General features: G+C 60.1%; 24 protein-coding genes. 8 read left to right on the plus strand and 16 right to left on the minus strand.

Translation table 11 applies throughout. The features are described 5' to 3' along the window. Positions 1 to 55: 55 nt before the first annotated feature. Both HBO19_RS22595 and pdxH read left to right on the plus strand, forming a co-directional pair. A complete protein-coding gene (locus tag HBO19_RS22595) occupies positions 56 to 1,066 on the plus strand; it encodes an OmpA family protein (RefSeq protein ID WP_170042909.1) in 1,011 nt (336 codons plus the stop codon). Positions 1,067 to 1,093: 27 nt separating this feature from the next. Beyond that, the gene (gene pdxH / locus HBO19_RS22600; RefSeq protein ID WP_170058345.1) at positions 1,094 to 1,741 is read left to right on the plus strand and encodes a pyridoxamine 5'-phosphate oxidase; all 648 of its coding nucleotides are present in this window, start codon (positions 1,094 to 1,096) and stop codon (positions 1,739 to 1,741) included. Between the two features lie 142 nt (positions 1,742 to 1,883). Here pdxH and HBO19_RS22605 read toward each other — a convergent pair whose 3' ends face one another. Continuing rightward, the gene (locus HBO19_RS22605) at positions 1,884 to 2,129 is read right to left on the minus strand and encodes a hypothetical protein (RefSeq protein WP_170058346.1); all 246 of its coding nucleotides are present in this window, start codon (positions 2,127 to 2,129) and stop codon (positions 1,884 to 1,886) included. Positions 2,130 to 2,286: 157 nt separating this feature from the next. Here HBO19_RS22605 and HBO19_RS22610 point away from each other — a divergent pair, with 157 nt between their 5' ends. Continuing rightward, positions 2,287 to 2,751, plus strand: coding sequence for a glycine zipper 2TM domain-containing protein (locus tag HBO19_RS22610; protein WP_029297142.1), 465 nt, complete (start codon positions 2,287 to 2,289; stop codon positions 2,749 to 2,751). Between the two features lie 82 nt (positions 2,752 to 2,833). Here HBO19_RS22610 and nhaA read toward each other — a convergent pair whose 3' ends face one another. After that, on the minus strand, positions 2,834 to 4,021 hold the full coding sequence (gene nhaA, locus HBO19_RS22615) for a Na+/H+ antiporter NhaA (protein WP_170058347.1): 1,188 nt from the start codon (positions 4,019 to 4,021) through the stop codon (positions 2,834 to 2,836). Between the two features lie 216 nt (positions 4,022 to 4,237). Between nhaA and HBO19_RS22620 the strand changes: the two genes are divergently transcribed. Continuing rightward, a complete protein-coding gene (locus tag HBO19_RS22620; protein WP_169955491.1) occupies positions 4,238 to 5,332 on the plus strand; it encodes a PLP-dependent cysteine synthase family protein in 1,095 nt (364 codons plus the stop codon). A 67-nt stretch (positions 5,333 to 5,399) separates the two neighbouring features. On the opposite strand, the gene HBO19_RS22625 is transcribed toward HBO19_RS22620, so the two are convergent. Together HBO19_RS22625 and HBO19_RS22630 are read right to left on the minus strand one after the other, a co-directional pair. Continuing rightward, positions 5,400 to 7,013: an NAD(P)/FAD-dependent oxidoreductase gene (locus HBO19_RS22625; RefSeq protein ID WP_169955492.1), complete on the minus strand. Its 1,614-nt coding sequence runs from the start codon at positions 7,011 to 7,013 to the stop codon at positions 5,400 to 5,402. A 106-nt stretch (positions 7,014 to 7,119) separates the two neighbouring features. Next, entirely contained in the window at positions 7,120 to 7,791 is a 672-nt protein-coding gene (locus HBO19_RS22630) for a hypothetical protein (protein WP_169955493.1), read from the minus strand. A gap of 172 nt (positions 7,792 to 7,963) precedes the next feature. Between HBO19_RS22630 and HBO19_RS22635 the strand changes: the two genes are divergently transcribed. Next, positions 7,964 to 8,320 (plus strand): hypothetical protein, encoded by a 357-nt coding sequence (locus tag HBO19_RS22635; RefSeq protein ID WP_170058348.1) that lies wholly within the window; start codon positions 7,964 to 7,966, stop codon positions 8,318 to 8,320. On the opposite strand, the gene HBO19_RS22640 is transcribed toward HBO19_RS22635, so the two are convergent. Then, positions 8,321 to 8,920, minus strand: a complete 600-nt coding sequence (locus tag HBO19_RS22640; RefSeq protein WP_169955495.1) for a short chain dehydrogenase — start codon at positions 8,918 to 8,920, stop codon at positions 8,321 to 8,323. Positions 8,921 to 9,025: 105 nt separating this feature from the next. On the opposite strand from HBO19_RS22640, the gene HBO19_RS22645 reads away from it, so the two are divergent. Beyond that, positions 9,026 to 9,934 carry a LysR family transcriptional regulator gene (locus HBO19_RS22645; RefSeq protein ID WP_169955496.1) on the plus strand — a complete coding sequence of 303 codons (909 nt, stop codon included), beginning with the start codon at positions 9,026 to 9,028 and terminating at the stop codon, positions 9,932 to 9,934. Here HBO19_RS22645 and HBO19_RS22650 read toward each other — a convergent pair. From HBO19_RS22650 to HBO19_RS22690, 9 genes are all read right to left on the minus strand, one after another. After that, positions 9,931 to 10,416 (minus strand): DoxX family protein, encoded by a 486-nt coding sequence (locus tag HBO19_RS22650; RefSeq protein WP_170058349.1) that lies wholly within the window; start codon positions 10,414 to 10,416, stop codon positions 9,931 to 9,933. The genes HBO19_RS22645 and HBO19_RS22650 overlap by 4 nt on opposite strands. After that, entirely contained in the window at positions 10,413 to 11,180 is a 768-nt protein-coding gene (locus HBO19_RS22655; protein ID WP_170058350.1) for a DNA-binding domain-containing protein, read from the minus strand. Before HBO19_RS22655 ends, HBO19_RS22650 begins: the two co-directional genes overlap by 4 nt. After that, positions 11,177 to 12,058: a DUF692 domain-containing protein gene (locus HBO19_RS22660; RefSeq protein WP_170058351.1), complete on the minus strand. Its 882-nt coding sequence runs from the start codon at positions 12,056 to 12,058 to the stop codon at positions 11,177 to 11,179. Before HBO19_RS22660 ends, HBO19_RS22655 begins: the two co-directional genes overlap by 4 nt. A 26-nt stretch (positions 12,059 to 12,084) precedes the next feature. Next, entirely contained in the window at positions 12,085 to 12,393 is a 309-nt protein-coding gene (locus HBO19_RS22665; protein ID WP_170042904.1) for a DUF2282 domain-containing protein, read from the minus strand. Positions 12,394 to 12,649: 256 nt separating this feature from the next. Further along, on the minus strand, positions 12,650 to 13,351 hold the full coding sequence (locus HBO19_RS22670; RefSeq protein ID WP_029297115.1) for an ABC transporter ATP-binding protein: 702 nt from the start codon (positions 13,349 to 13,351) through the stop codon (positions 12,650 to 12,652). Continuing rightward, positions 13,352 to 14,119 carry a high-affinity branched-chain amino acid ABC transporter ATP-binding protein LivG gene (gene livG, locus HBO19_RS22675; protein ID WP_169955501.1) on the minus strand — a complete coding sequence of 256 codons (768 nt, stop codon included), beginning with the start codon at positions 14,117 to 14,119 and terminating at the stop codon, positions 13,352 to 13,354. After that, complete coding sequence (locus tag HBO19_RS22680; protein WP_029297111.1) at positions 14,116 to 15,369, minus strand: high-affinity branched-chain amino acid ABC transporter permease LivM; 1,254 nt, start codon at positions 15,367 to 15,369, stop codon at positions 14,116 to 14,118. Before HBO19_RS22680 ends, livG begins: the two co-directional genes overlap by 4 nt. Further along, the gene (gene livH / locus HBO19_RS22685) at positions 15,366 to 16,289 is read right to left on the minus strand and encodes a high-affinity branched-chain amino acid ABC transporter permease LivH (protein ID WP_169955502.1); all 924 of its coding nucleotides are present in this window, start codon (positions 16,287 to 16,289) and stop codon (positions 15,366 to 15,368) included. The genes HBO19_RS22680 and livH overlap by 4 nt, the downstream gene beginning before the upstream one ends. A gap of 228 nt (positions 16,290 to 16,517) precedes the next feature. Beyond that, positions 16,518 to 17,645 carry a branched-chain amino acid ABC transporter substrate-binding protein gene (locus HBO19_RS22690; protein WP_170058352.1) on the minus strand — a complete coding sequence of 376 codons (1,128 nt, stop codon included), beginning with the start codon at positions 17,643 to 17,645 and terminating at the stop codon, positions 16,518 to 16,520. 182 nt (positions 17,646 to 17,827) lie between these two features. Here HBO19_RS22690 and HBO19_RS22695 point away from each other — a divergent pair, with 182 nt between their 5' ends. Together HBO19_RS22695 and HBO19_RS22700 are read left to right on the plus strand one after the other, a co-directional pair. Continuing rightward, positions 17,828 to 17,989 (plus strand): hypothetical protein, encoded by a 162-nt coding sequence (locus HBO19_RS22695; RefSeq protein ID WP_169955504.1) that lies wholly within the window; start codon positions 17,828 to 17,830, stop codon positions 17,987 to 17,989. Continuing rightward, on the plus strand, positions 17,986 to 18,291 hold the full coding sequence (locus HBO19_RS22700) for a DUF2288 domain-containing protein (RefSeq protein WP_170042903.1): 306 nt from the start codon (positions 17,986 to 17,988) through the stop codon (positions 18,289 to 18,291). The genes HBO19_RS22695 and HBO19_RS22700 overlap by 4 nt, the downstream gene beginning before the upstream one ends. 304 nt (positions 18,292 to 18,595) lie before the next feature. Here HBO19_RS22700 and HBO19_RS22705 read toward each other — a convergent pair whose 3' ends face one another. Both HBO19_RS22705 and HBO19_RS22710 read right to left on the minus strand, forming a co-directional pair. Further along, positions 18,596 to 20,776, minus strand: coding sequence for a hypothetical protein (locus tag HBO19_RS22705; protein WP_169955506.1), 2,181 nt, complete (start codon positions 20,774 to 20,776; stop codon positions 18,596 to 18,598). 209 nt (positions 20,777 to 20,985) lie between these two features. Further along, the gene (locus HBO19_RS22710; RefSeq protein ID WP_170058353.1) at positions 20,986 to 23,211 is read right to left on the minus strand and encodes a bifunctional diguanylate cyclase/phosphodiesterase; all 2,226 of its coding nucleotides are present in this window, start codon (positions 23,209 to 23,211) and stop codon (positions 20,986 to 20,988) included. Between the last annotated feature and the right edge of the window lie 61 nt (positions 23,212 to 23,272).

Here is a 23,272-nt window from a genome sequence, read left to right on the forward strand (position 1 = left end):
CGTCTGTTTAACGGGTCATCCAGACCCCTGTGTTTTCTCATTTTGTGGATATCTCATGTTATCGAACAAGTCCTTGGCACTGGCGCTCTGCCTCACTATTACTGGCTGTGCACAAACTCCACAAAATGATGCGTCTGGCGAGCATTGGTGGTCATTCGGGTTCGACAAGTCGGCGACCAAGGATGTTACCGCCAAGGCCGATGCCAAGGCGGCTGATGCCAAGGCAGACCTCAAGGCCGATCTGCAGGCGGCAACGCCAGCCGCGGCTGCTGCCCCGGTGGTCGCCAAGACTGAAAGCGATACCAAATGGTGGTGGCCGTTTGAAAGCAAGCCAAAACCGTTGAGCAAAGTCGATGTGACCAACATCCCGATGCCCGACCCGAAAATCACCCAGGCCTGGCTGGACGACTACGAGCCGCGCCTGCGTGCCGCGATCAAGGACAGCAACCTGCAACTGGAACGTCGCGACAACGTGCTGGTGGTGATTGCCCCGGTCGATGGTTCGTACAACCCGAAACGCCCTGCAATGTTGTTGCCAGTGACCCTGGGCCCGTTCACCCGTGTCGCCAAGGCCGTTGAAAAGGATCCGAAGACTGCCGTGCTCGTCCTGGGTCACATCGATACCGTGCAGAACCAGCCCCTGACCAAGGAGCGTGCGCAGTCCATTGCCTCGATCTTCAGCCTCAGCGGCCTGAAGCAGGACCGCCTGATGCTGCGTGGCATGGGTGACCTGATGCCCCGCGCCGCCAACGACAGCACCCAGGGCCGTGCCTTGAACCGTCGCATGGAGATCATGTTCACCCAGCGCACTACCATGCTGGCACTGCTGAGCAAGTACAACTCGCCAAACCCACCGAAGCCTGAGCTGGTTGCGGTACAGGACGTTGTTGCCCCAGCACCGGTCGCCAAGAAAGCCGTTGCCGCCAAGAAAGCACCTGCCAAGAAGGCCGCCGCCAAGCCAGCCGCGAAGAAAGCCGCCGCCAAGCCGGCTGCCAAAAAGCCAGCTGCCGCCAAGGATGCAACGCCAGCGAAAAAAGTAGCGGCAAACGACCAGGTAAAAAACTGAATAGTTGAGCGAGAAGGATAAAGCCGCATGACCCAGGCACTGGCTGATATGCGCCGTGACTACACACGGGACGGTTTGAGCGAGGCTCAGGCCCCGGACGAGCCGTTTGCCTTGTTCCACCAGTGGTTCAACGATGCGGTCAAGACCGAGCAGCCACCGGTGGAGGCCAATGCCATGACCCTGGCGACCGTGGACCAGGAGGGCCGGCCTCACTGCCGCGTCTTGCTGCTCAAGGGGCTGGATGCCCAGGGCTTTACCTTCTTCACCAACTACCAGAGTGCCAAGGGCCAGCAATTGGCAGCCAGCCCGTTTGCTGCCATGACCTTCTTCTGGCCGACCCTGGAACGCCAGGTGCGTATCGAGGGGCGGGTGGTCAAGGTCACGCCTGAGGAGTCGGACGCCTACTATCAGGTGCGTCCCCTGGGTAGCCGCATCGGCGCCTGGGCTTCCCCGCAAAGCCAGGTGATCCGTGATCGCCAGCAATTGCAGGATTTGCTCACGCTGACCGAGCAGCGTTTCAGCGAGACCCAACCGGATTGTCCGCAACACTGGGGTGGTTATCGCCTGCTGCCCGAGCGCATCGAGTTCTGGCAGGGTCGGGCGAGCCGCTTGCATGATCGCTTGAACTATCGTTTGCAGGGTGCCGACTGGACCCGCGAGCGACTTGCGCCCTGAGGGCCCTTTAAGCACCCGAGCCCGGGCAAGGCTGCGATGATGGCGGCACTGCCCACTTCAGGTTATCTGATACACCCCCTATCGCAGCCTCGCCAGAGCTCGACAGCTCTCACCTTTGATCTTGGTGTTCTTGCCGAGGTCTCTACTCCGGGGCTTGTGGTGTGTATTGCCGTGCTGCGTCCTGCAGCCACTGCGGCAAATCCCTACGCTTGACCTTCTCAGCCTTGGCGCGGTCCAACTGTTGCAGCATAAAGATGCGCTTGTGCTGATCGTCTCCAGCCAGGGACAGCGCCAGGTCGCGGTCCATCCAGCGCTTGATTCGCCGGTACAGCCACCAGTGGAAATACAGGCCGGCGGCGGTGGTAGCTACAATGATGAAGTAGTCCATGAAACTCCTTGTCTGGATGCGGTTGCTACCGTTCGTCGATTTTCGCGGTACAGCCTGTCTGTACTGGGGCTGAATGAAAGCAATTTTCTCCGGGCCTTGCCGTGACAGGCGTCAAGCAGCGGAGTCTAATTAAGATATGTCCTATGGAGTTGATGCTATGCGTAAGTCTGTTTTGCTGGTTGCCTGCTTTACCACCATGTCGTTGCTGCTGGGTGGCTGCGCCTCCAGTCTGACCGGCGACTCGTACTCCCGTGACGAAGCACGTCGTGTGCAGAGCGTGCGCATGGGCACCATTGAATCCCTGCGTCCGGTCAAGATCGAAGGCACCAAGACCCCAATCGGCGGCGCAGCAGGCGCAGTCATCGGCGGTGTTGGCGGTAGCGCCATCGGTGGCGGCCGTGGCAGCATCGTGACGGCTGTTATCGGTGCCGTGGCCGGCGGCCTGCTGGGCTCGGCCACCGAAGAAGGCCTGACCCGCACCCAGGGCGTCGAAATCACCGTGCGCGAAGACGACGGCAGCATGCGCGCCTACGTCCAGGCCGTGCAGGAAAACGAGATCTTCCGCATTGGCGACCGTGTGCGCATCATGACTGTAGACGGTACCAGCCGCGTTACCCGTTAAGGGGCCGGCGGTCAAAGAAAAACCCCGACCGGGTGACCGGGCGGGGTTTTTTATTGGGTGCTAAGTTGAGCGTGCCAGCGCGTTAAGCGCTGGTAGCCGCTTGCTTACGACTGGCCATCGCCGTCACTGCATAACCAATCAATGCCGCCAGGATCGAGCCGGTGAGAATACCCATCCGGTCCATCCCGGCGTATTCGCTACTGCCCGGCACGAACGCCAGCGAGCCGACAAACAGGCTCATGGTGAAGCCGATACCGCACAGGATGGCCACGCCCATGACCTGGCCCCAATTGGCGCCGGTCGGCAGGGCAGCCAGCCCGGTTTTCACCGCGAGCCAGGTCAGCCCAAACACACCGACCGTCTTGCCCACCAGCAGGCCGGCCGCGATACCCATTGGCACATGGTGGGTAAAGCTCTCCAGGTTGACCCCGGCCAGCGACACGCCGGCGTTGGCAAACGCGAACAGCGGCAGGATGCCGTAGGCCACCCATGGGTGCAGCGCGTGTTCCAGGCCCAGCAGGGGCGAGGGTTCGGCGTTCTTGGTGCGCAGCGGAATGCAGAACGCCAGGGTGACGCCAGCCAGGGTGGCATGAACCCCACTCTTGAGCACGCAGACCCACAGGATCAGGCCGATGATCAGGTACGGCCCGAGCTTGACCACGTCCAGGCGGTTCATGGCTATCAGCGCGACAAGGCAGGCACCTGCCCCTGCCAGCGACGCGGTGGACAGTTCGCTGGAATAGAAAATCGCGATGACGATGATGGCGCCCAAGTCATCGATGATCGCCAGGGTCATCAGGAACAGCTTCAGCGACACCGGTACACGCTTGCCCAGCAGGGCCAACACGCCAAGGGCAAAGGCGATATCGGTGGCCATCGGGATGGCCCAGCCGCCCAGCGCCGCCGGGTTATCCTTATTCAGCGCCCAGTAGATCAGCGCCGGCACCACCATGCCGCCGATGGCTGCAGCGCCTGGCAGCACGACCTGGGAAGGCTTGGACAAGTGGCCATCGAGCAACTCGCGCTTGACCTCCAGACCGATCAGCAGGAAGAACAGGGCCATCAGGCCGTCGTTGATCCATAGCAGCGACGGCTTGGCGATTTGCAGGGCGCCGATTTGTACGGCGACGGGCACGTCAAGAAAGCTGTTGTAGAGATGGGACAGCGGCGAGTTGTTGATGATCAGCGCCAAGGCGGCTGCAGCGATCAGTAACAGGCCGCTGGCCGCTTCAAGCTGGAAGAAACGGGTAAACGTGCTACGCAGAGGCAAGGGATGCTCTCCAATCAAAGTTCAATAGGGGCGTACCCTAACCCGTACTGTTAGTTGTTAAAACAAAAGTTATATTCTTTTTTGTTATATAAAAGCGTCGTGGTAGGGCTTGCGTCAAAGACTAGCAATTGTGTGTCGAATTGAGTCATGACTGTATCTGTGTGCAGTGTAGGAAAGACCCTAACATTCAGCCTGAAAACCTAATGGAACTTGAGCATGAGCGACCATCGTCCGTGGGCCCGAGAGGCCATCCGCATTATTGAGGCGGACTTCCAGCGCAGCGCCGACACCCACCTGATCCCGCTGCCTTTACCGGGCTTGCCGGGGATCGAGTTGTATTTCAAGGATGAGTCCAGCCACCCCACCGGCAGCCTCAAGCACCGGCTGGCTCGCTCACTGTTCCTGTATGCGCTGTGCAACGGTTGGCTCAAGCCCGGCGCGCCAGTGATCGAAGCCTCCAGTGGCTCGACGGCGATCTCCGAGGCGTACTTCGCGCGTTTGCTGGGCCTGCCGTTCATTGCGGTGATGCCGGCCACCACGTCCCAGGAGAAAATTGCGCAGATCGCCTTCTACGGTGGCAAGAGCCACTTGGTGCAGGATCCCACGCAGATCTACGCCGAATCCGAGCGCCTGGCGCAGGAAAGTGGCGGGCACTTCATGGATCAGTTCACCTATGCCGAACGCGCGACGGACTGGCGGGCGAATAACAACATTGCCGAATCGATCTTCCAGCAGCTGCGCTTCGAGCGCCATCCAGAGCCGAGCTGGCTGATTTCCAGCCCGGGTACCGGCGGGACCACGGCGACCCTGGGGCGCTATGTGCGTTATCGCCAGCATTGCACCCGAGTCTTGTGTGCCGATGCCGAGCGTTCGGTGTTCTTCGAGTATTACCAGAGCGGTGACGCCAGTTTGCGCCTGGACTGCGGTTCACGGATCGAGGGCATCGGCCGGCCACGGGTGGAGGCGTCGTTCCTGCCCAAGGTGATTGATGCGATGGTCAAGGTGCCGGACGCCCTGTCGCTGGCGGCCATGCATTACCTGGCGCAACGCTTGGGACGGCGGGTCGGGGGTTCCAGCGGCACCAACCTGATCGGCGCGCTGGTTGCCGCGCAGCAGATGCAGGCGGCAGGGGAGTCCGGGTCTATCGTGGCGATTCTGTGTGACGGTGGCGAGCGCTATGCCACGACCTACTACGACGATGCGTGGCTGGTCGGGCAGGGGTATGAACTGGAAGAGTTGATCGACGCGGTTGCCGCCAGTGTCGAGCGAGGCGAGCCGTTGCCGGACAGTATTCTGCGCGCCAATATCTAAACCGTCTGGCGCATGATGATCACTGTGGGAGCCGGGCTTGCCCGCTCCCACAGTGGAGGGCGTTTGCTCAGGCTTCGATCCCGAGGATGTTGCGCGCCACGGCTTCGGCAATCCGAATCCCGTCAACGCCGGCCGACAGGATCCCACCGGCATAGCCAGCACCTTCGCCGGCCGGGAACAGGCCTTTGACATTCAAGCTCTGCATCGACGCGTCGCGGGTGATCCGCAGCGGCGATGAAGTGCGGGTCTCGATCCCGGTCAATACCGCGTCATGCAACGAGTAACCCTTGATCTGCTTCTCAAAGGCCGGCAACGCTTCGCGGATGGCCTCGATGGCGAAGTCTGGCAAGGCCAGGGCCAAGTCGCCCAGGGCTACGCCTGGCTTGTAGGAAGGTTCCACGCTACCAATAGCCGTGGACGGCTTGCCGGCGATGAAATCACCCACCAGTTGCGCCGGTGCTTCGTAGTTGCTGCCGCCGAGGATGAACGCGTGGGACTCCAGGCGCTCCTGCAACTCGATCCCGGCCAGCGGGCCGCCCGGGTAGTCCACTTCCGGCGTGATACCCACCACGATCCCGGAGTTGGCATTGCGTTCGTTACGCGAATACTGGCTCATGCCATTGGTCACGACCCGATTCGGCTCGGAGGTGGCTGCCACCACCGTGCCGCCTGGGCACATGCAGAAGCTGTACACCGAGCGGCCGTTCTTGGCGTGGTGCACCAGCTTGTAGTCGGCCGCGCCCAGTTTCGGGTGCCCGGCATATTTGCCCAGGCGTGCGGCGTCGATCAGCGACTGCGGATGTTCGATACGGAAACCCACCGAAAACGGCTTGGCTTCCATGTACACGCCACGGCCGTGGAGCATGCGGAAAGTGTCGCGGGCGCTGTGGCCGAGGGCGAGGATCACATGCTTGGAAAGGATCTGCTCGCCACCCGCGACCACCACGCCATTCAACTGGCCATCTTCGATCAGCACGTCGGTGACCCGCTGTTCAAAACGCACTTCACCGCCCAGGGCGATGATCTGCTGGCGCATGTTTTCCACCACGCCGGTCAGGCGGAAGGTACCGATGTGCGGTTTGCTGACGTAGAGGATCTCGTCTGGCGCGCCGGCTTTGACGAACTCGTGCAGGACCTTGCGCCCGTGAAATTTCGGGTCCTTGATCTGGCTGTAGAGCTTGCCGTCGGAAAAGGTCCCGGCACCGCCCTCGCCGAACTGCACGTTGGACTCGGGGTTGAGTACGCTTTTGCGCCACAGGCCCCAGGTGTCCTTGGTGCGCTGGCGCACTTCGCGGCCGCGCTCGAGGATGATCGGCTTGAAGCCCATTTGCGCCAGCAACAACCCGGCAAAGATCCCGCAAGGGCCGAAGCCGACCACAATCGGCCGCTCGCTCAGGTCGGCCGGTGCCTGGCCGACGACCTTGTAGCTGACATCGGGGGCGGCATTGATATTGCGGTCGTCAGCGAACTTGAGCAGCAGGGCGGCCTCGCCCTTGACCTCAAGGTCGACGGTGTAGATGAAACACAGCTCCGACGACTTCTTGCGCGCATCGTAGCTGCGTTTGAACAGGGTGAAATCGAGCAGATCATCACTGGCGATGCCCAGGCGCTGCACAATGGCAGGCCGCAGGTCTTCTTCGGGATGGTCGATGGGCAGCTTGAGTTCGGTGATTCGTAGCATGACAGGATCCGGTATGCGGCGTTTGGTAGGGCCGGCGGTTTTGCAAACCGGCGATTATAAGCCCCAACGGCGGTTTCCCGTCATGCTAAAACAGCGCAGGGCTGAATCAGTCGTCTCGCGAGCCGCCAAACGCCGCGCAGCCACGCTGCACCTGACCGTTGATCCGAAGTTCGGCGCTCATATGCTGCAGGCTGCCACTGACGCTATCGATGCAGCGTTGGGGCGCGACCCACAGTTCAATCTGCTGGCCGTTGGCTTCGGTGGTGAGGTTGAAGCGGCCGTCGCCCAGTTGTTCTTCGACATAAGGCACCGGCAACGGTGGCTGCCCCTCGCGTTGCAAGACCATGCCCTTATTGGTGACGTTCAATGCCCACGCCGGCTTGTGGCCATTGGCGCGCAGGATCATGCGCTTGAAGTCCGGGTCGTCGCAGGCCGAGGTCGAACGTTCGACGCGGTACAGTTGCTGCAGGTCCACCTGGCCCTGGGTGCCGCTGGCGACTCCGGAGAACTTGCCGCGCAGGTCGGCAAACAAGGCCCCTTGCTGGCCGGCCAGGGACGCAGCTTCCTGGAGGATGCTGGTGCCGCCGGTGTCGTTGACCACATAGTTGCGCTGATCATGGCAGGGCTGGAACAGCAATTTGTCGCCCACTGCGGTCAATTCGCCCTGCATGCGAGTCAGGCCCGTCATGGACGGCTTGGCCGCATCGCGGTCGAACAACTGGCAGGCGGTGAGCAGGGGCAACAGGGCAAACAGAGCAAGGGTACGGGCGGCAAGCATTATCGGGTCTCCTGATAAGTGCCGCCACGTTACGCAGGCTGGCGCCGCACCACAAGCTGCTGAGGGCGATCGAATAGGTTTCAACATTTTAACAAGGCCAGCAAGTCAGCCTTTTCTGCTGGATGTTGCGCCAGCCTTGTGCAACTTTTAAGTTTTGCACAGGAGCATTCATATGAATATTCGATGGGGCTTGTTCGCCCTGGCCTGGGTGGCGCCGTTGGCCTGGGCTGAGGTACCGGCAAAACTGTTCTATTCCTCGCAGGCCGATTTCACCGAGATGACATTGACCCTGAAAAAAGCCCAGGCGCTGCAACCCGAGCTGATCGAGGTCGACGTGACGCTAACCCCGCAGGCCAGGGCCCGAACCAAAACACTGACCCAGTCGGCCCTGCATAAACAGATGACGCTCTACCTCAATGGCCGGCCACTCAATACTGTGACGGTCCAGGGCGTGATCGACGGCCCGGGCTTGCGGTTCTCCATCCCCCGCAACCAGTTGTTGGAGATGATGCCGTCGCTGCTCAAGTGATCAACCTACGATGTAGGTCTGTCCGGTCTGTAAACCTTCCACACTCTTGGCGTAGGCCAAAGCCACTTCCGTCGCCGGAACCGGCTTAAAACCCCTGAAGTAAGGTGCATAGCTGCCCATGGCTTCCACCAACACGGTCGGGCTGACCGAGTTGATCCGCAGGCCCCGTGGCAGTTCAATCGCCGCCGCTTTGACGAACGCATCGATGGCACCGTTGACCAGTGCCGCCGAGGCGCCTGTGCGGATCGGGTCGCGGTTGAGAATGCCGCTGGTAAAGGTGAACGACGCACCGTCGTTGGCAAACTCGCGGCCGATCAGCAACAGATTGACCTGACCCATCAGCTTGTCTTGCAGGCCGAGGTCGAAATGGCTGGCCTCCATATCCCCCAGGGGCACGAAGTTGACGCTGCCGGCGGCGCACACCAAGGCATCGAACTGGCCGGTTTGTACAAACAGTCGGCGGATCGAGGCGCTGTCGCTGATGTCGACCTGAAAGTCGCCGCTCTTGCGCCCGATGCTGATCACTTCATGGCGCTGGGACAGTTCAGCCTTGACCGCCGAGCCCACAGTGCCGCTGGCGCCGATCAACAGGATTTTCATGGTGTGGTTCCTCAAGGGGTTTAGGTGAGCCTTGAGTCTAGAGTGGTTTTTTCTGCGGATAAGCGCACTAATAGGCAACCTTTGGTTTTCAAGTGGAAACAATCCATGAGTGAGATGGATGATCTGGCGGCGTTTGCGGTATTGATCGAGGCCGGCAGCTTTACCCTGGCCGCCCAGCAACTGGGATGCAGCAAGGGCCAGTTGTCCAAACGCATCAGCCAGTTGGAGGCGCAATACTCGGTGGTGTTGCTGCACCGCACCACCCGCCGCCTCAGCCTGACGGCGGCGGGTGCGGCATTGTTGCCCCAGGCCCAGGGGCTGGTGGTCCAGGTCGAGCGTGCCCGACAGGCATTGGCGCGGCTCAAGGATGATTTGGCCGGGCCCGTGCGTATGACGGTTCCGGTGTCCTTGGGCGAAACGTTTTTCGACGGCCTGCTGTTGGATTTTTCCAGGCAGTATCCACAAGTCCAGATCGAGTTGGACCTCAACAATAGCTATCGCGACCTGGCCAGGGATGGGTTTGACCTGGCAGTGCGCTCAGAGGTTGCCAATGATGAGCGCCTGGTCGCCAAGCCTCTGCTGGCCTGGCATGAAATGACCTGCGCCAGCCCGGCCTACCTGGAGCAAAATGGTGAACCGCTGGTGCCGGCTGATCTGGTTGGCCACCGTTGCTTGCTCAACAGCCACTACAGCGGTCGCGAGGAGTGGCTGTATCACCAGCAACACGAATTGTTGCGAGTGCGGGTGGATGGCACCTTTGCCTCCAACCACTACAACCTGCTGAAAAAAGCCGCGCTGGTTGGCGCGGGTGTCGCGCGGCTGCCGTCCTACCTGTTGCAGATGGAATTGGCTGACGGCCGACTACGCTGGATCCTGCGCGATTATCAGACCCGCAGTATGCCGATGTACCTGGTCCACCCCTATCAGGGCGGGCTGCCACGCCGTACCCAAGTGCTGGCCGATTATCTGGTGGGCTGGTTCAAGCGCAACGGCGAGGCGTTGGACCGGCTTTAACGCCAGCGCCGTGCGATCCAGTGATCAATGGACACGCGTCCTGGCCCCTTGGCCATCAGCACCAGTAGCAACGCGATCCAAGTGCCGTGGGTCGGGTAGGCATCCGGGTAGACAAACAGCTGGATCACCAGGGTCATGCCCAGTAACGCCAAGGCTGAAAGACGCGTGGCAAGCCCCAGCAGAATCAGGACCGGAAAAAAGTGCTCGGCGCACGTGGCCATGTACGCGGCTGCTTCAGCTGGCACAAACGGTATCCGATATTCACTTTGAAACAACGGCACAGTGGAGCTTGCCAGGTGTGGCATACCCAGTTCGAAGGTGCCATCGACCAGGTCGATGGCCAAGCCCTCGACCTTGGTCTGGCCGGACTTCCAGAACACCGCCGCAATGGAAAAACGTGCGACAAGGGCGATCAGGCTGTAGGGGATTTTTTCAAAGGCCTGAATGACGCGGGACATCAGGCACGGGGCGGCAGTGTTCATGGTTGTACCTTGATATGGGTGATGGCGCGGTGGCTGATCAGCAGTCCCAGGCATTGGTGCAGGTCAAATTCAGTCGCTGCGTCGAGGGCGTACGCCATCGCCATTTCCAGGGGCCATTGGTTGTTCAGGCTGTTGATAAACGCCACGCAGCCGCTGTCGATGCAAAACACCTCGACCTCCAGGCCATTGCGCAGGATCAGTGCGCATTGCCCGTGCCACGGGTCGAGTCTGGCGACGGTGTCGCTGGTTTGATGCGCGGCCCATAACGCCACCACGGCGTAGTTCGATTGCAGGGTGGTAACGGATGGATGCAATTGCAGACGCACGTTGCCCAGGCTAGGCAACTGTTGCAGCTGGTTTATGACGGCCTGCGAGTCGGCGACGGGTGCGTCGGCGGCGTGATAGGCGTTGATCCGCAAGCGCTCCAGCCGCGCGACGTCAGCCAGGTACGGGACACTGGCGGCAGGGGCGAAGCCCTGGATAAAGTCGGCCAAGTCACTGCCGTACTCGTTGAGCCGCGGGCTGGTGGGCGGATACGCCTGGACATACATCCCGGCCATGGCCCGGAAAAATCGATCGCCCACCAGTTGCAGGGTCACGGGATAACTGTCGGCCAGGGCGTTGATCAACGAGCTGTGGACGTTGTTGCGATACACCGCAAAACGACTGGCAGGATCGGCGCCATTGCTGCTGAACAAACCATCCGGGCATGGTTGGTACAGCGCCAGCAGCGCCTGGGCAAACTGGCTTTGCAGGTTGTTCATGGGTGCACCGCCGCAGTCAGTAGATGCTGGTCGGCTTGCCGGGCTTCGGCGTGCAACACACTGAAGGCTGGCACATCGTTGTCGCGCTCAATCAGCGTCGCAACCGGTCCGATGCGTTGTAAGGCTTGCTGATACAACTGCCACACCGCGTTGTCGATGGGGGCGCCATGATCGTCAATCAGCAGGCGATCACCCAGGCTGTCGGTGTCTTCGGCAAAGCCGGCCAGATGAATCTCACCCACGGTGTGCAGAGGCAAAGCATCAAGGTAGGCCAACGGATCCTGCTGATGATTGACGCAGGACACATACACATTGTTTACGTCCAGCAGCAAGCCGCAGCCGGTGCGCCGGATGACTTCGCTGATGAAGTCTGTTTCGTCCAGGGTGGAGCACTGGAACTGCAGGTAGGTCGACGGGTTCTCCAGCAACATGCGCCGCTTGAGCACGGTTTGTACCTGGTCAATGTGTGCGCACACGCGCTTGAGAGCGGCGTCGTCATAGGCCAGGGGCAGCAAGTCGTTGAGATACACCGGGCCGTGGCTTGACCAGGCCAGGTGCTCGGAAAAGGATTGGGGTTGATAGCGCGCCACCAGTGCTGCCAGGCGTGCAAGGTGCTCCTGGCTCAGCGGGCCTTCGCCGCCAATGGACAGGCCGACGCCGTGCAGCGACAGCGGGTACTGCTCGCGGATCAATCCCAGGTAATGATGAAAAGGCCCACCGGCCACCATGTAGTTTTCGGCGTGGACTTCAAAAAAACCAATGTCGGGCCGGGTGGCGAGCACTTCCTGGAAGTGCTCGCTCTTGAGCCCCAGCCCGGCCCGCCGGGGAAGACCGGGTGCCTGAGCCCGGGAGATGTCAGGCAAGGATGAAAGAATCATCGTCGATACTCAGGCGTGGGAATGGTTCAGGACTTGGCTTTGAAGGCTTCCAGTTGACCAAAACCGGTCGACGAGGTTTTGCTTTCCATCTTCACGCAGGTGCCCTCGGGAACCAGCTTCCAGGCGTTGGCCTGGTAGTCGGTTTTGGAGGTGCCCGCACAGGTGGTGCCGGCGCCTGCAGCGCAGTCGTTCTTGCCTTTGAGGGCGACGCCGAAGCATTTTTCCATTTTCGCCTCGTCGGCATGGGCGACAGTGGTCAGGGCGCTCAGGCTCAAGGCAGAACCCAGGGCCAGGGCGAGGGCGGCGACGGGCAGCGAGCGGGTGGTAGCGGTCATGGTGTTTCTCCAGCAGTGAGGTGGTAAGGAAGCGTTTGTGCTTGCTTACCCCACTAGAGAAAGGGGGGAGGGGATCGTTACAGGTGGATCGAAGAAAACTTTAAAACAGCGCGAAATCTACGATTCACACAAAGCAAATGTGGGAGCGGGCTTGCTCGCGATAGAGGCGTGTCAGCCAAGACATCCAGCACTGACACACCGCCATCGCGGGCAAGTCCGCTCCCACATGTTGGTCCGGTTCATCCAGCAACCGTTTTTAGCCGCCCAGGTACGCCTCGCGCACTTTCGGATCGGTCAGCAGTTGTTCGCCGCTGCCCTGCATCACCACCCGGCCGTTTTCCAGCACATAGGCGCGGTCGGCAATTTTCAACGCCTGGTTGGCGTTCTGCTCCACCAAGAACACCGTCACACCGTCCTTGCGCAGCTGCTCGATGATATCGAAGATCTGCTGGATGATGATCGGCGCCAGGCCCAGGGAAGGCTCGTCCAGCAACAGCAGCTTGGGCTTGCTCATCAGCGCACGACCGATGGCAAGCATTTGCTGTTCGCCACCGGACATGGTGCCGCCGCGCTGGCTGAAGCGCTCCTTGAGCCGAGGGAACAGGTGCAGCACCTTGTCCATCTGCTCCTGGTAGTCGCCCTTGTCGGTGAAGAACCCGCCCATGGCCAGGTTCTCTTCCACGGTCAGGCGGGCAAACACCCGACGGCCTTCCGGGACCACGGCAATGCTCTTGCGCATGATCGCCGCCGAGTGCTGGCCCACCAGTTCCTCACCCATGTAGCGGATGCTGCCGCTGTGAGCCTGGGGCGAACCGCACAGGGTCATCAGCAGGGTGGACTTGCCGGCACCGTTGGCGCCGATCAGGGTGACGATTTCGCCCTGGCGCACTTCCACGTTGACGTCGTGCAGGGCCTGGATCTTGCCGTAGAAAGTGGAAACGTTTTCGAATTGCAGCATTTACGCTTCCCCCAAATAGGCTTTGATCACTTGCGGGTTGTCGCGGATCTGCTCCGGCGTCCCGTTGGCCAACGGCGTGCCCTGGTTGATCACGACGATATGGTCGGAAATGCTCATGACCAGTTTCATGTCGTGTTCGATCAGCAGCACGGTGGCGTTGTTTTCTTCACGCAGCACACCGATCAACGCCTTGAGGTCTTCGGTTTCCTTGGGGTTGAGGCCCGCAGCCGGTTCGTCGAGCATCAGGATCCGCGGGCGGGTCATCATGCAGCGGGCGATTTCCAGGCGACGTTGCTGACCATAGGCCAGGGTGCCGGCCGGGCGGTTGGCAAACTCGGTCAGGTTGACCTTGTCCAGCCAGTACGCGGCGTATTCCATGGCCTCGCGCTCGCTCTTGCGAAACGCCGGGGTCTTGAACAGGCCCGCGAAGAAATTGGTGTTCAGGTGCCGGTGCTGGGCGATCAGCAGGTTTTCCACGGCGGTCATGTCCTTGAACAACCGCACGTTCTGGAAGGTCCGCACCACGCCCTTGCGGGCAATCTGGTGACCGGCCAGGCCCTGGATCGGCTGGCCGTCCAGCAGGATGCTGCCACCGGCCGGCTTGTAGAAACCGGTCAGGCAGTTGAACACCGTTGTCTTGCCGGCGCCGTTGGGGCCGATCAACGCGACCACTTGTTTCTCTTTGACGGTCAGGGCGACGCCATTGACCGCCAGCAAGCCGCCGAAGCGCATGCTCAGGTTTTCGACTTTCAGGATCTCGCGGCTCATTTGCGCAGCTCCATATGTGGACGTTGCATGGGCAGCAGGCCTTGAGGGCGCCAGATCATCATCAGCACCATCATGGCGCCGAACATCAACATGCGGTACTCGCTGAATTCACGCATCAGTTCCGGCAGCAGGATCATCACGATGGCCGCGAGGATCACGCCCAACTGCGAGCCCATGCCACCCAATACCACGATGGCGAGGATGATTGCCGACTCGATGAAGGTGAACGACTCCGGTGTCACCAGGCCTTGGCGAGCGGCAAAGAAGCTGCCGGCGAAACCGGCGAACGCGGCACCCAGGGTGAAGGCGGAGAGCTTGATGATGGTCGGGTTCAGGCCCAGCGCACGGCAGGCGATTTCGTCTTCACGCAGCGCTTCCCAGGCACGCCCGATCGGCATGCGCAGCAGGCGGTTGATCACGAACAGCGCGGCCAGGGCCAGCAACAGGGCGACCAGGTACAGGAACACCACTTTGCTCACCGGGTTGTAGGCAATCCCGAAGTACTCGTGGAAGGTCTGCATGCCCTCGGCAGCGGAGCGATCAAACGACAAGCCGAAGAACGTTGGCTTGGGAATGCTGCTGATGCCGTTGGGGCCGCCGGTGATATCAGTGAGGTTACGCAGGAACAGACGGATGATCTCACCAAAACCCAGGGTCACGATGGCCAGGTAGTCACCGCGCAAGCGCAACACCGGGAAGCCCAGCAGGAAGCCGAACGTCGCCGCTGCCATGCCGGCCAGAGGCAGGCAGATCCAGAAGCTCCAGCCCAGGTAGTGCGAGAGCAGCGCGTAGGTGTAGGCACCCACCGCGTAGAAACCCACATAACCCAGGTCGAGCAGGCCGGCCAGGCCCACCACGATGTTCAGGCCCAGGCCCAGCAGCACGTAGATCAGGATCAGGGTGGCGATATCCACCGCACCACGGGAGCCGAAGAATGGCCAGATCAACGCGGCCACGATCAGGCCGATGATGATGTAGCGCTGGGTGCGCGGCAGGGTCAGGAATTGGCTGACCTTGGGCGAGACCAGCGGGCCACGATTGGACTTGAGCAGCGCCCCGACCTGCTGGGTGAACAGCACCCGCAGGAACATCAGCACCGAGCACAGGGCAATGATGGTCAGCGTCACCGGCCCGGTGCCGTGTACTTCAAGGTTGATCCCGACAATGCTCAACTTGAGCCCGAGTACCGGAAAGGCCACGGCCCATACCAGCAAGGCGCTGAAAAACGCCGATTTAAGATATCTGCTCATACTTTCTCAACCTCCGGACGGCCCAGGATGCCGGTCGGCCGGAATAACAGCACCAGAACCAATAGACCGAAGGCCACCACGTCCTTGTACTGGTCGCCGAAGATATCGGCACCAAACGCTTCGGCCACACCCAGCACCAGCCCGCCGAGCATCGCGCCCGGAATACTGCCGATGCCGCCGAGGACCGCCGCAGTGAAGGCTTTGAGCCCCACCAGGAAGCCGGCGTTGGGGTTGATCACGCCATACTGCATGCTCAGCAACACGGCAGCGACGGCGGCCAGTGCGGCGCCGATGACGAAGGTCAGGGCAATGATGTTGTTGGTGTTGATGCCCAGCAGGTTGGCCATCTTGATGTCTTCGGCACAGGCCCGGCAGGCGCGCCCCAGACGGGAGCGGGAGATGAACAGGGTCAGGCCCAGCATGGCCACCAGGGTGACGACGAAGACCAGGATCTGCATGTAGGAAATCAGCACTTCTTGTGCGCCACCTGGACCGAAGGAAAAGCTCCCCGGGATCAGGTTGGGAATGGACTTGTCCTTGGAGTCCTGGGACAGCAATACGGTGTTCTGCAGGAAAATCGACATGCCGATGGCGGAAATCAACGGGATCAGGCGGTTGCTGCCACGCAGGGGGCGGTATGCAACGCGTTCGATACTGTAGCCGTAGGCACTGGTTACGACGATTGACGCAAGGAACGCGGCAGTCATCAACAGCGGCAGGGAGTGGATACCCATCATGGCCAGCCCGGCAATGGCGATGAACGCCACGTAGGAGCCAATCATGTACACCTCGCCGTGGGCGAAGTTGATCATTCCAATGATGCCGTAAACCATTGTGTAGCCAATGGCTATCAAGGCATAGGTGCTGCCAATGGTCAGGCCATTAACCAGCTGTTGGAAAAAATGATAGATCTCAGGCATTACAGCGCTCCTAAAAACCCGATACGCATTTCACTGGTGGAGTCATCTTCCAGCCTGGTGCTGTGTTCTGTGAGCACATTTGCACAAAGCATTTGCCAGCGAACCGCTGGTGACGGTTTTAAGATTTTCAGGTGAGCCAGCGCCCGGATCGCGGGTGCGTGGCCCATAAACCTCGTAAAACAAAACCCACTGCTTGCACAGTGGGCTTGTTGTCCAGTAACGCCTGGCTTACTGAGGGGATACTTCGGTTTTTGGTTGGCCGAAGTGCCATTCGTAGACCACGAACTTGAAGTCTTTCAGGTCGCCGTTCTTATCGAAGCTCAGGTCGCCGGTCGGGGTCTTGAAGGTACCCGCGTGGATGGCCTCGGCCACTTTGGTGGTGTCTTCGCTTTTTGCAGCAGCGATGCCGCCAGCGATGATTTCAACCGCCGAGTAGGCCGGGAACACGAACGGACCGCTTGGGTCTTTGCCGTCAGCCTTGAGTGCGTCGACGATGGCCTTGTTCGCAGGGTCGGCGTCGAAGGATTTCGGCAGGGTGACCAGCAGGCCTTCGGAGGCTTTCTGGGCGATTTGCGAGATGGAGTCGTTGCCCACGCCTTCCGGGCCCATGAACTTGGCTTTCACGCCTTTTTCCTGGGCCTGGCGCAGGATCAGGCCCAGTTCCGGGTGGTAGCCGCCGTAGTAGACGAAGTCGACGTTGGCTTGCTTGAGCTTCTGGATAATCGAGGAGAAGTCCTTGTCGCCGGCGTTCAGGCCTTCGAACATGGCAACCTTGATGCCTTTCTTCTCGAGGGTCTGTTTAACGGCGGTGGCGATGCCTTCACCGTATTGTTGCTTGTCGTGCAGGACTGCGACGGCCTTCGGCTTGACGTGGTCGGCGATGTAGTTGCCGGCCGCAGGGCCCTGGGCGCTGTCCAGGCCGATGGTACGGAAGATCAGCTTGTAGCCACGGTTGGTGATTTCCGGGCTGGTGGCCGCCGGGGTGATCATGATCACGCCTTCGTCTTCGTAGATGTCGGTTGCAGGTTGAGTGGAGCTGGAGCAGAGGTGGCCGACCACGAACTTGACGCCGTCGTTGACCACTTTGTTGGCTACGGCAACGGCTTGTTTAGGGTCGCAAGCGTCGTCGTATTCCTTGGCTTCGAGCATTTTGCCATCGACACCGCCCTTGGCGTTGATGTCCTTGATGGCTTGCTTGGCACCCATGAATTGCATATCGCCGTATTGGGTCACAGGGCCGGTTTTAGGGCCGGCAATACCGATCTTGATGGTGTCAGCTGCGAACGAATGGCCGGCAACCCCAGCCAGGACCATAGCGGCAAACAGTTTGGAAATCTGCTTAGTAGCCTTATTCATAGTGCTCCACTCTTACTGTTGTATTTTTTATAGTTCTAGCGGCCTTGTGGGCTACAGAACCGGATCAGATATCTCGGATATCCCCCGGCAGCGGCCTGGCAACTGTACCGGTACAGTGTAGAGCGCCGGTTGATCGCTTGAAAAGCTAGCTGCTGGGGGCAAACCCCGGGTATGTCGCTTAAATGAAAGAAAAAGACAGAATTGCGGCGGGTGAATGCCAGAGTCTCGGGCAATCCTTGGCGTTCCTGACACTTTCAATCGGTGCCTCAATTGCAACTGGGTTTTTCTGGGGAAGCCTCGACGGTATGATTGCGCCGATTTTTTCCTCAGGTGAGTTCCCATGACGCAAGAACCTAGCACCCTCTATGCCAAGCTGCTCGGCGAAACCGCGGAAATTTCCTGGAAGGAGCTTGAACCGTTCTTCGCCAAGGGTGCCCTATTGTGGGTCGACGCCGGTCTGGATTTGATCGAAGCGGCCGAGGGGATGGCCGAGGACAGTCGGGACAAAGTGGCTGCCTGGCTGGCCTCGGGGAGCCTTGGCGAAGTGTCTGCGACGCGGGCATTGGACCTGGTGGAGCGTAATCCGAGCCTGTGGGCGGTGGTGGTTTCGCCGTGGATTCTGATCCAGGAAAGGGCATCCAACTAAACGCAGGCACCGAAATGGTGCGAGTTTCGCGCCTTTAAAAGTGTGTAGCGGAGTAACCGCTTTGCCCATGATGGCAACTGGCCGTGAAGAAAGGTCACAAGGGAGGGTGACGTAAACGTCATGGGAACAGTTTTGCGGGCCGCGAATGGCCGGGGGAATTGTTTCTTGGTGTGGCAAGGTTATGGATATTGTCGCCTGGCAGACCGCTTTCGCGAGCAAGCCCGCTCCCACAGTCGACCGCATTCCAAGGGTAGACCTCGGTCAACTGTGGGAGCGGGCTTGCTCGCGAAGGCCGCGCCGCGGTCTAGGCGGTCTTGCCCGTATGGTTATTCAAGGAAATAACCTTGGTCTTGCCAATCCGGTGACGATAAATCTCACGCAGGTACTTGATCGCCTTCTTCACGCAATCGCGCGACAGACGTATGTCGTTGATCGAGACAAACTTCTCCTTGTCGTTGATCAGCTCGCGGTACTTCTTCTCATACATCGGCTTGATCGCGTACCAGTTGGTATCGAGGATTTTCGCCGGGTTCTCGAATTCGTTGAGCAACTCGTCGATACGGTCCTCGTCGAAGTCTTCGTGGATGATGAAATCCAGGATCGAGTTGTCCAGCGTCTCGTCGAAACGGTACGGGTTGCGGGCAAAGCAGCGTTTGATAAAGGCCACGATCAACGTCAGGAAATCATCTGACAGGCACGGGCTCTTGGCGATCAGGGTGGTCAGCGACAGGTTGGCCGAAGCGCCGATCACCAGGGCGTAGCGCTTGAGCGTGGTGTTGGGGAACAGGCTGTTGAGGTGGGTCTTGAGCCGGTTCAGGTCCATATAGGACAGCTTGTAGTCCTTGGGCAGGGAGACGATAGACACCACCGACGAGCAGTTCTTGAAGAAGTGCAGGTCATGCAGGGCCGCCGCGTCATAGCCGGAATTCTTGTATTGCTCCAGGGACGCCTTATAGCGCTTGGATTCGATCGGCAACAGGCTGATGCCTTCGATGGCCTGGGTGACCTTATTGAAGTGAGGCAGGTCGATGGAGCGGAAGAACAAGTCATCGATGTTCAGGCGCTGGGGTTCTTTTTCAAACACCTTGAACTTGTCGTTGCTCGGCGCCGGGGTTTCCGGCACGACCGACTCGGCATAGGCAATTGCCACCGGCCCGGCCAGGCTCATGAACAGGTCGTTGGCGTCCAGGCGAATGGTTTCACCGATATCGATGCCGGCACGGCGGAAATAGTTCTGGTCGTAGTCGGTCGTCACCGCCTGGGCCGTCAGAATGTTGAAGATCTGCTGTGAGATGTACTGGTTGGCGTGTTTTTCCATGGCATTGACGTCAATGTTCTGGATGTTGCCGTCGTCGCTTTCTTCGGCGTAACGCATGATGTCGTTGGAGATCAGCATCATCGCGTTCCACGGGCGGATACGGCCTTTGACGCTGGCCTCGCTGCTGTCTTCATTGTCGAAGTTGTACGAGAAGTCCCATTCCTCCGACAGGTACTTGCACAGCAGCCGACCGGCGTTGATATGCAGCGCCTCGGACATTTCGCTGCGGTGATCGGAGATGTTCGGCAGCACACAGATGCCGCTGGTGAAGATCGGCTCGAACACGAAGGCATGGCCGCTCTTGCTGTCGTGCTCGTCGGCGGGCTTGGTGTCGAAGGTCTTGTTCATGTACGAGTGTTGCTGGGCCAGGCCAAACTCCGAGGCCATGCCCGAGCCGGTGCCACCGCCGGCGCTGAAAATCGAGAAATACAGGCGCGACTGGTTGGCCTTGATCCCGCAGGAGTCGATCAGGTACGAGTGGATCATCTTCCAGTCGGGGCTGGAAAACCGCTGGGTATCCTTATTGAGGATGATCTTGGCCAGGTACTGGCCCAGGATCGGGGCGTTACCGGCGCCGCCGGCATGCACTTCCGACAGGTCCATGATCTTCATCTTGCTGTAGTCGCGCAAAAAGCCGCTTTTCTCGCCCTTGCGCGAGAAGCGGATGCGCCCGGCAATGTCCTTGTCCAGGTCGCCGAGCATCACCAATGGTTCTACCAGGAACACCGGCTTGCTGGCCTTGCTGGCGCCCAGGCGCAGGTTGTTGCGGATCCATTGGGCTGGGCTGTAGCCCTTTTCAACGTAGGATTTGTCTTCGGTGCTGAACTCGTTCAGGTAGAACTTGCGGGCGTTGTACACCAACTCCGCCACATCCAGGGCGATGTTGGAACCGCAGCGCCCCAGGCCGATCAGGCAGACCGAGGGAAACTCCTGCTCGCTGCGCAACTCGCTGTCACCCTCAAGGTGCGGCGGGCGCGGGAAGACCATGTCGCGCAGGCCGTCGAGGTTGTCGAGGATGCGGTCGGTGTTGGTCTCGGTGAAGTACAGGTATTGCTGGGTGCCCAGCGCACGTTGACTGTGCAATGACTTTGAGCCTGAGGGTTTTTCCGCAGGAGCTGTGAGCAACACGTCGGATACCGCAGTAACAGGGTTATTTTTAGAAGTCATTGTGCGCCATGTGCCTGGACGGATGGCTGGAAAGCATTAAAGAGCCATCACCGAGTGAGAGTTCGCGACTTTTACAGTGCGTTTTAGGCCTCGGCGATCAGTCTTAACCCTATTGTTTCTAGGGAAAAGCGACGCCGGACTCTCATGAATCGGCCGTTCGTCGGCGTTCTTTAATCAAAATGATGGCGATATGCCAAGGCTGCTGCGCTTCAGCGGATGGGACGTACAACCGAAGAGGCGTCCTTGCCGCCCGCCAGGCTTAGCGGTGTGAGCGGGTTGTGCTGGTCAAGCGCGGTAATCACAGCGCTGACTTCACTGGCCGGCACCGCTGCGCTGAGCAGGTAACCCTGCACGTAATCGCAGCCATGCTTGACCAGCAGCTCCAGTTGCTGCGGGGTTTCCACGCCTTCGGTGATCACCTGCAAGTGTAGGGTGTGGGCCATGCCGATGATCGCCTGGACAATCTCCATATCGGTGGTGGACTTGGGGATGTCCTGGATAAAGGAGCGATCGATCTTCAGTGTATTGAGGGGCAGGCGCTTGAGGTAGGAGAGCGAGGAATAGCCGGTGCCGAAGTCATCGATGGACAGCGCGACACCCAGCGCGCGGATTTGCCGCAGCAGGACCAGGGTGCTGCTGATGTTGCCCATCAAGGCATTTTCCGTGACTTCCAGCTCCAGGCGGCTGGCGGCGATGCCACTGCTGCGCAAGGCGTATTCGATCTCATCGGCCAACTCGTCACGGGCCAGGTTCAGGGCCGAACAGTTGACGGCCATGGTCAGGTCCGGGTGGCCCTGGTCCGTCAGCCAGCCCAGGTCGGCACAGGCCTGGCGCAGTACCCAGTTGTCCAGCTCGGCGATCAGGCCGTTGTTTTCGGCAATGCCGATAAACCGGTCTGGCGCCAGCAAGCCATGCAGGGGATGTTGCCAGCGCACCAGGGCTTCGAGCCGGGTGACCTTGCCTTTGCGCAGGTCCAGGATGGGTTGGTAGTGCAGGACCAGTTCTTTTTGGCTGCGTAACGCGTTTCGCAGCTCCTCTTCCAACTGCAGTTCAAGAGAGGCCCGGGTTTTGAGGTTGGAACTGAAGAAGTTGAGGCTGTTGCGCCCGCCATCCTTGGACTGGTACAGCGCCAGGTCGGCAGTTTTCAGCAGTTCCTCGCTGGTGGTCCCGTCCTCGGGAAATACACTGATGCCGATGCTGGTGGTCATCACCATGCGTCGACCGGCCAGTTCGATGGGCTCTTTCATTTTTTGCATGATGCGCTGGGCCATGTGCCGCGCTTCATCGCGATGATGGATGTTGATCAGGATGCAGAACTCATCGCCGCCGAACCGCGCCACCACATCATTGTGGCTGCGCACCGAACTCTTGATATGGCCAGCCAGCACCGTCAGCAGTTCGTCGCCGGCGTCGTGGCCCAGGCTGTCGTTGATCCGCTTGAAGTGGTCGATGTCGAGGAAGATCACCGCCAGCATGCCTCCGGCCTGGGTTTTCTGCGCGAGTTTTTCAGCGAAGATCTGGTTGAAGCCCCGGCGATTGAGCAGGCTGGTCAAGGCGTCGTAATGGGCCACTTGCTGCAGGGACGCCCGCGCCTGGTCCAGCTCGCTCAGCAAGGCATTGACTCGCCGCAGGTCGCGCTCCTTGTGCTGCAGTTTCTTGTCGGCGAGGGCCGCGCTGATGCTGCTGCCGATCACCAGCAACGTAATGACAGCCACCGACAGCCCCAGCTGCGTGGGGTTGTTATCGATCGGCAACGACGGCGCGGCCCCGGTGGGCACCAGCAATTGCATGGCGGCCATGCCGGTGAAGTGCATGCTGATAATGCCGGCGCCCAGCACCAGGCTGGCACCGTACTTGAGCAATTGGTGGAACATCCCGCTGCCATTGCGCAGGTAGCGGGACAGCAGCAAGGCCGCAAGGCTAGCGCCAATGGCGATTGCTATCGACAACCCGAACAGCCCGCTGGAGAAATACACCTGGGCCTCGGAGCGCATGGCGGACATGCCCACGTAATGCATCAGGGCGATGCCCAGGCCCATCCAGATGGACGCCACCAGGTACTGATGAAAGCGCAGTTGTGCATGACTGAGGGTTTGCATGGCGAACATCGCCGCGATCATGGCGATCAGCAACGAAGCAAAGGTCATGAACAGTTCGTAATGGATGGCGATGGGCGCCTGGAACGCCAGCATGCTGATGAAGTGCGTCGACCAGATCCCGCCAGCCAGGCAACCGGCGCCGATCCAGCGCCAGCGGCGTTTTGCCGTCAGGTTGTCGACGTGGCCGACCCGTTCGGCCATGTCCAGGGTGCCGAAGCCCGCTGCGCAGGCAACCAGGTACGCCAGTAGCACCAGGAAGGGGTTATGGGTGCAATCGATTAATAAATGCCCGCTCTCGGGAAGGGGGGTAAAAAAATGCAGACCCAGCCATTCCATAGCATGTCCCGTTACAGAGTCATCTCGTGTCACGGCGCGCGGCGATGACCTATGGAATCGA

The sequence above is a fragment of the Pseudomonas sp. WS 5021 genome, from assembly GCF_012985535.1.
GTDB lineage: Bacteria > Pseudomonadota > Gammaproteobacteria > Pseudomonadales > Pseudomonadaceae > Aquipseudomonas.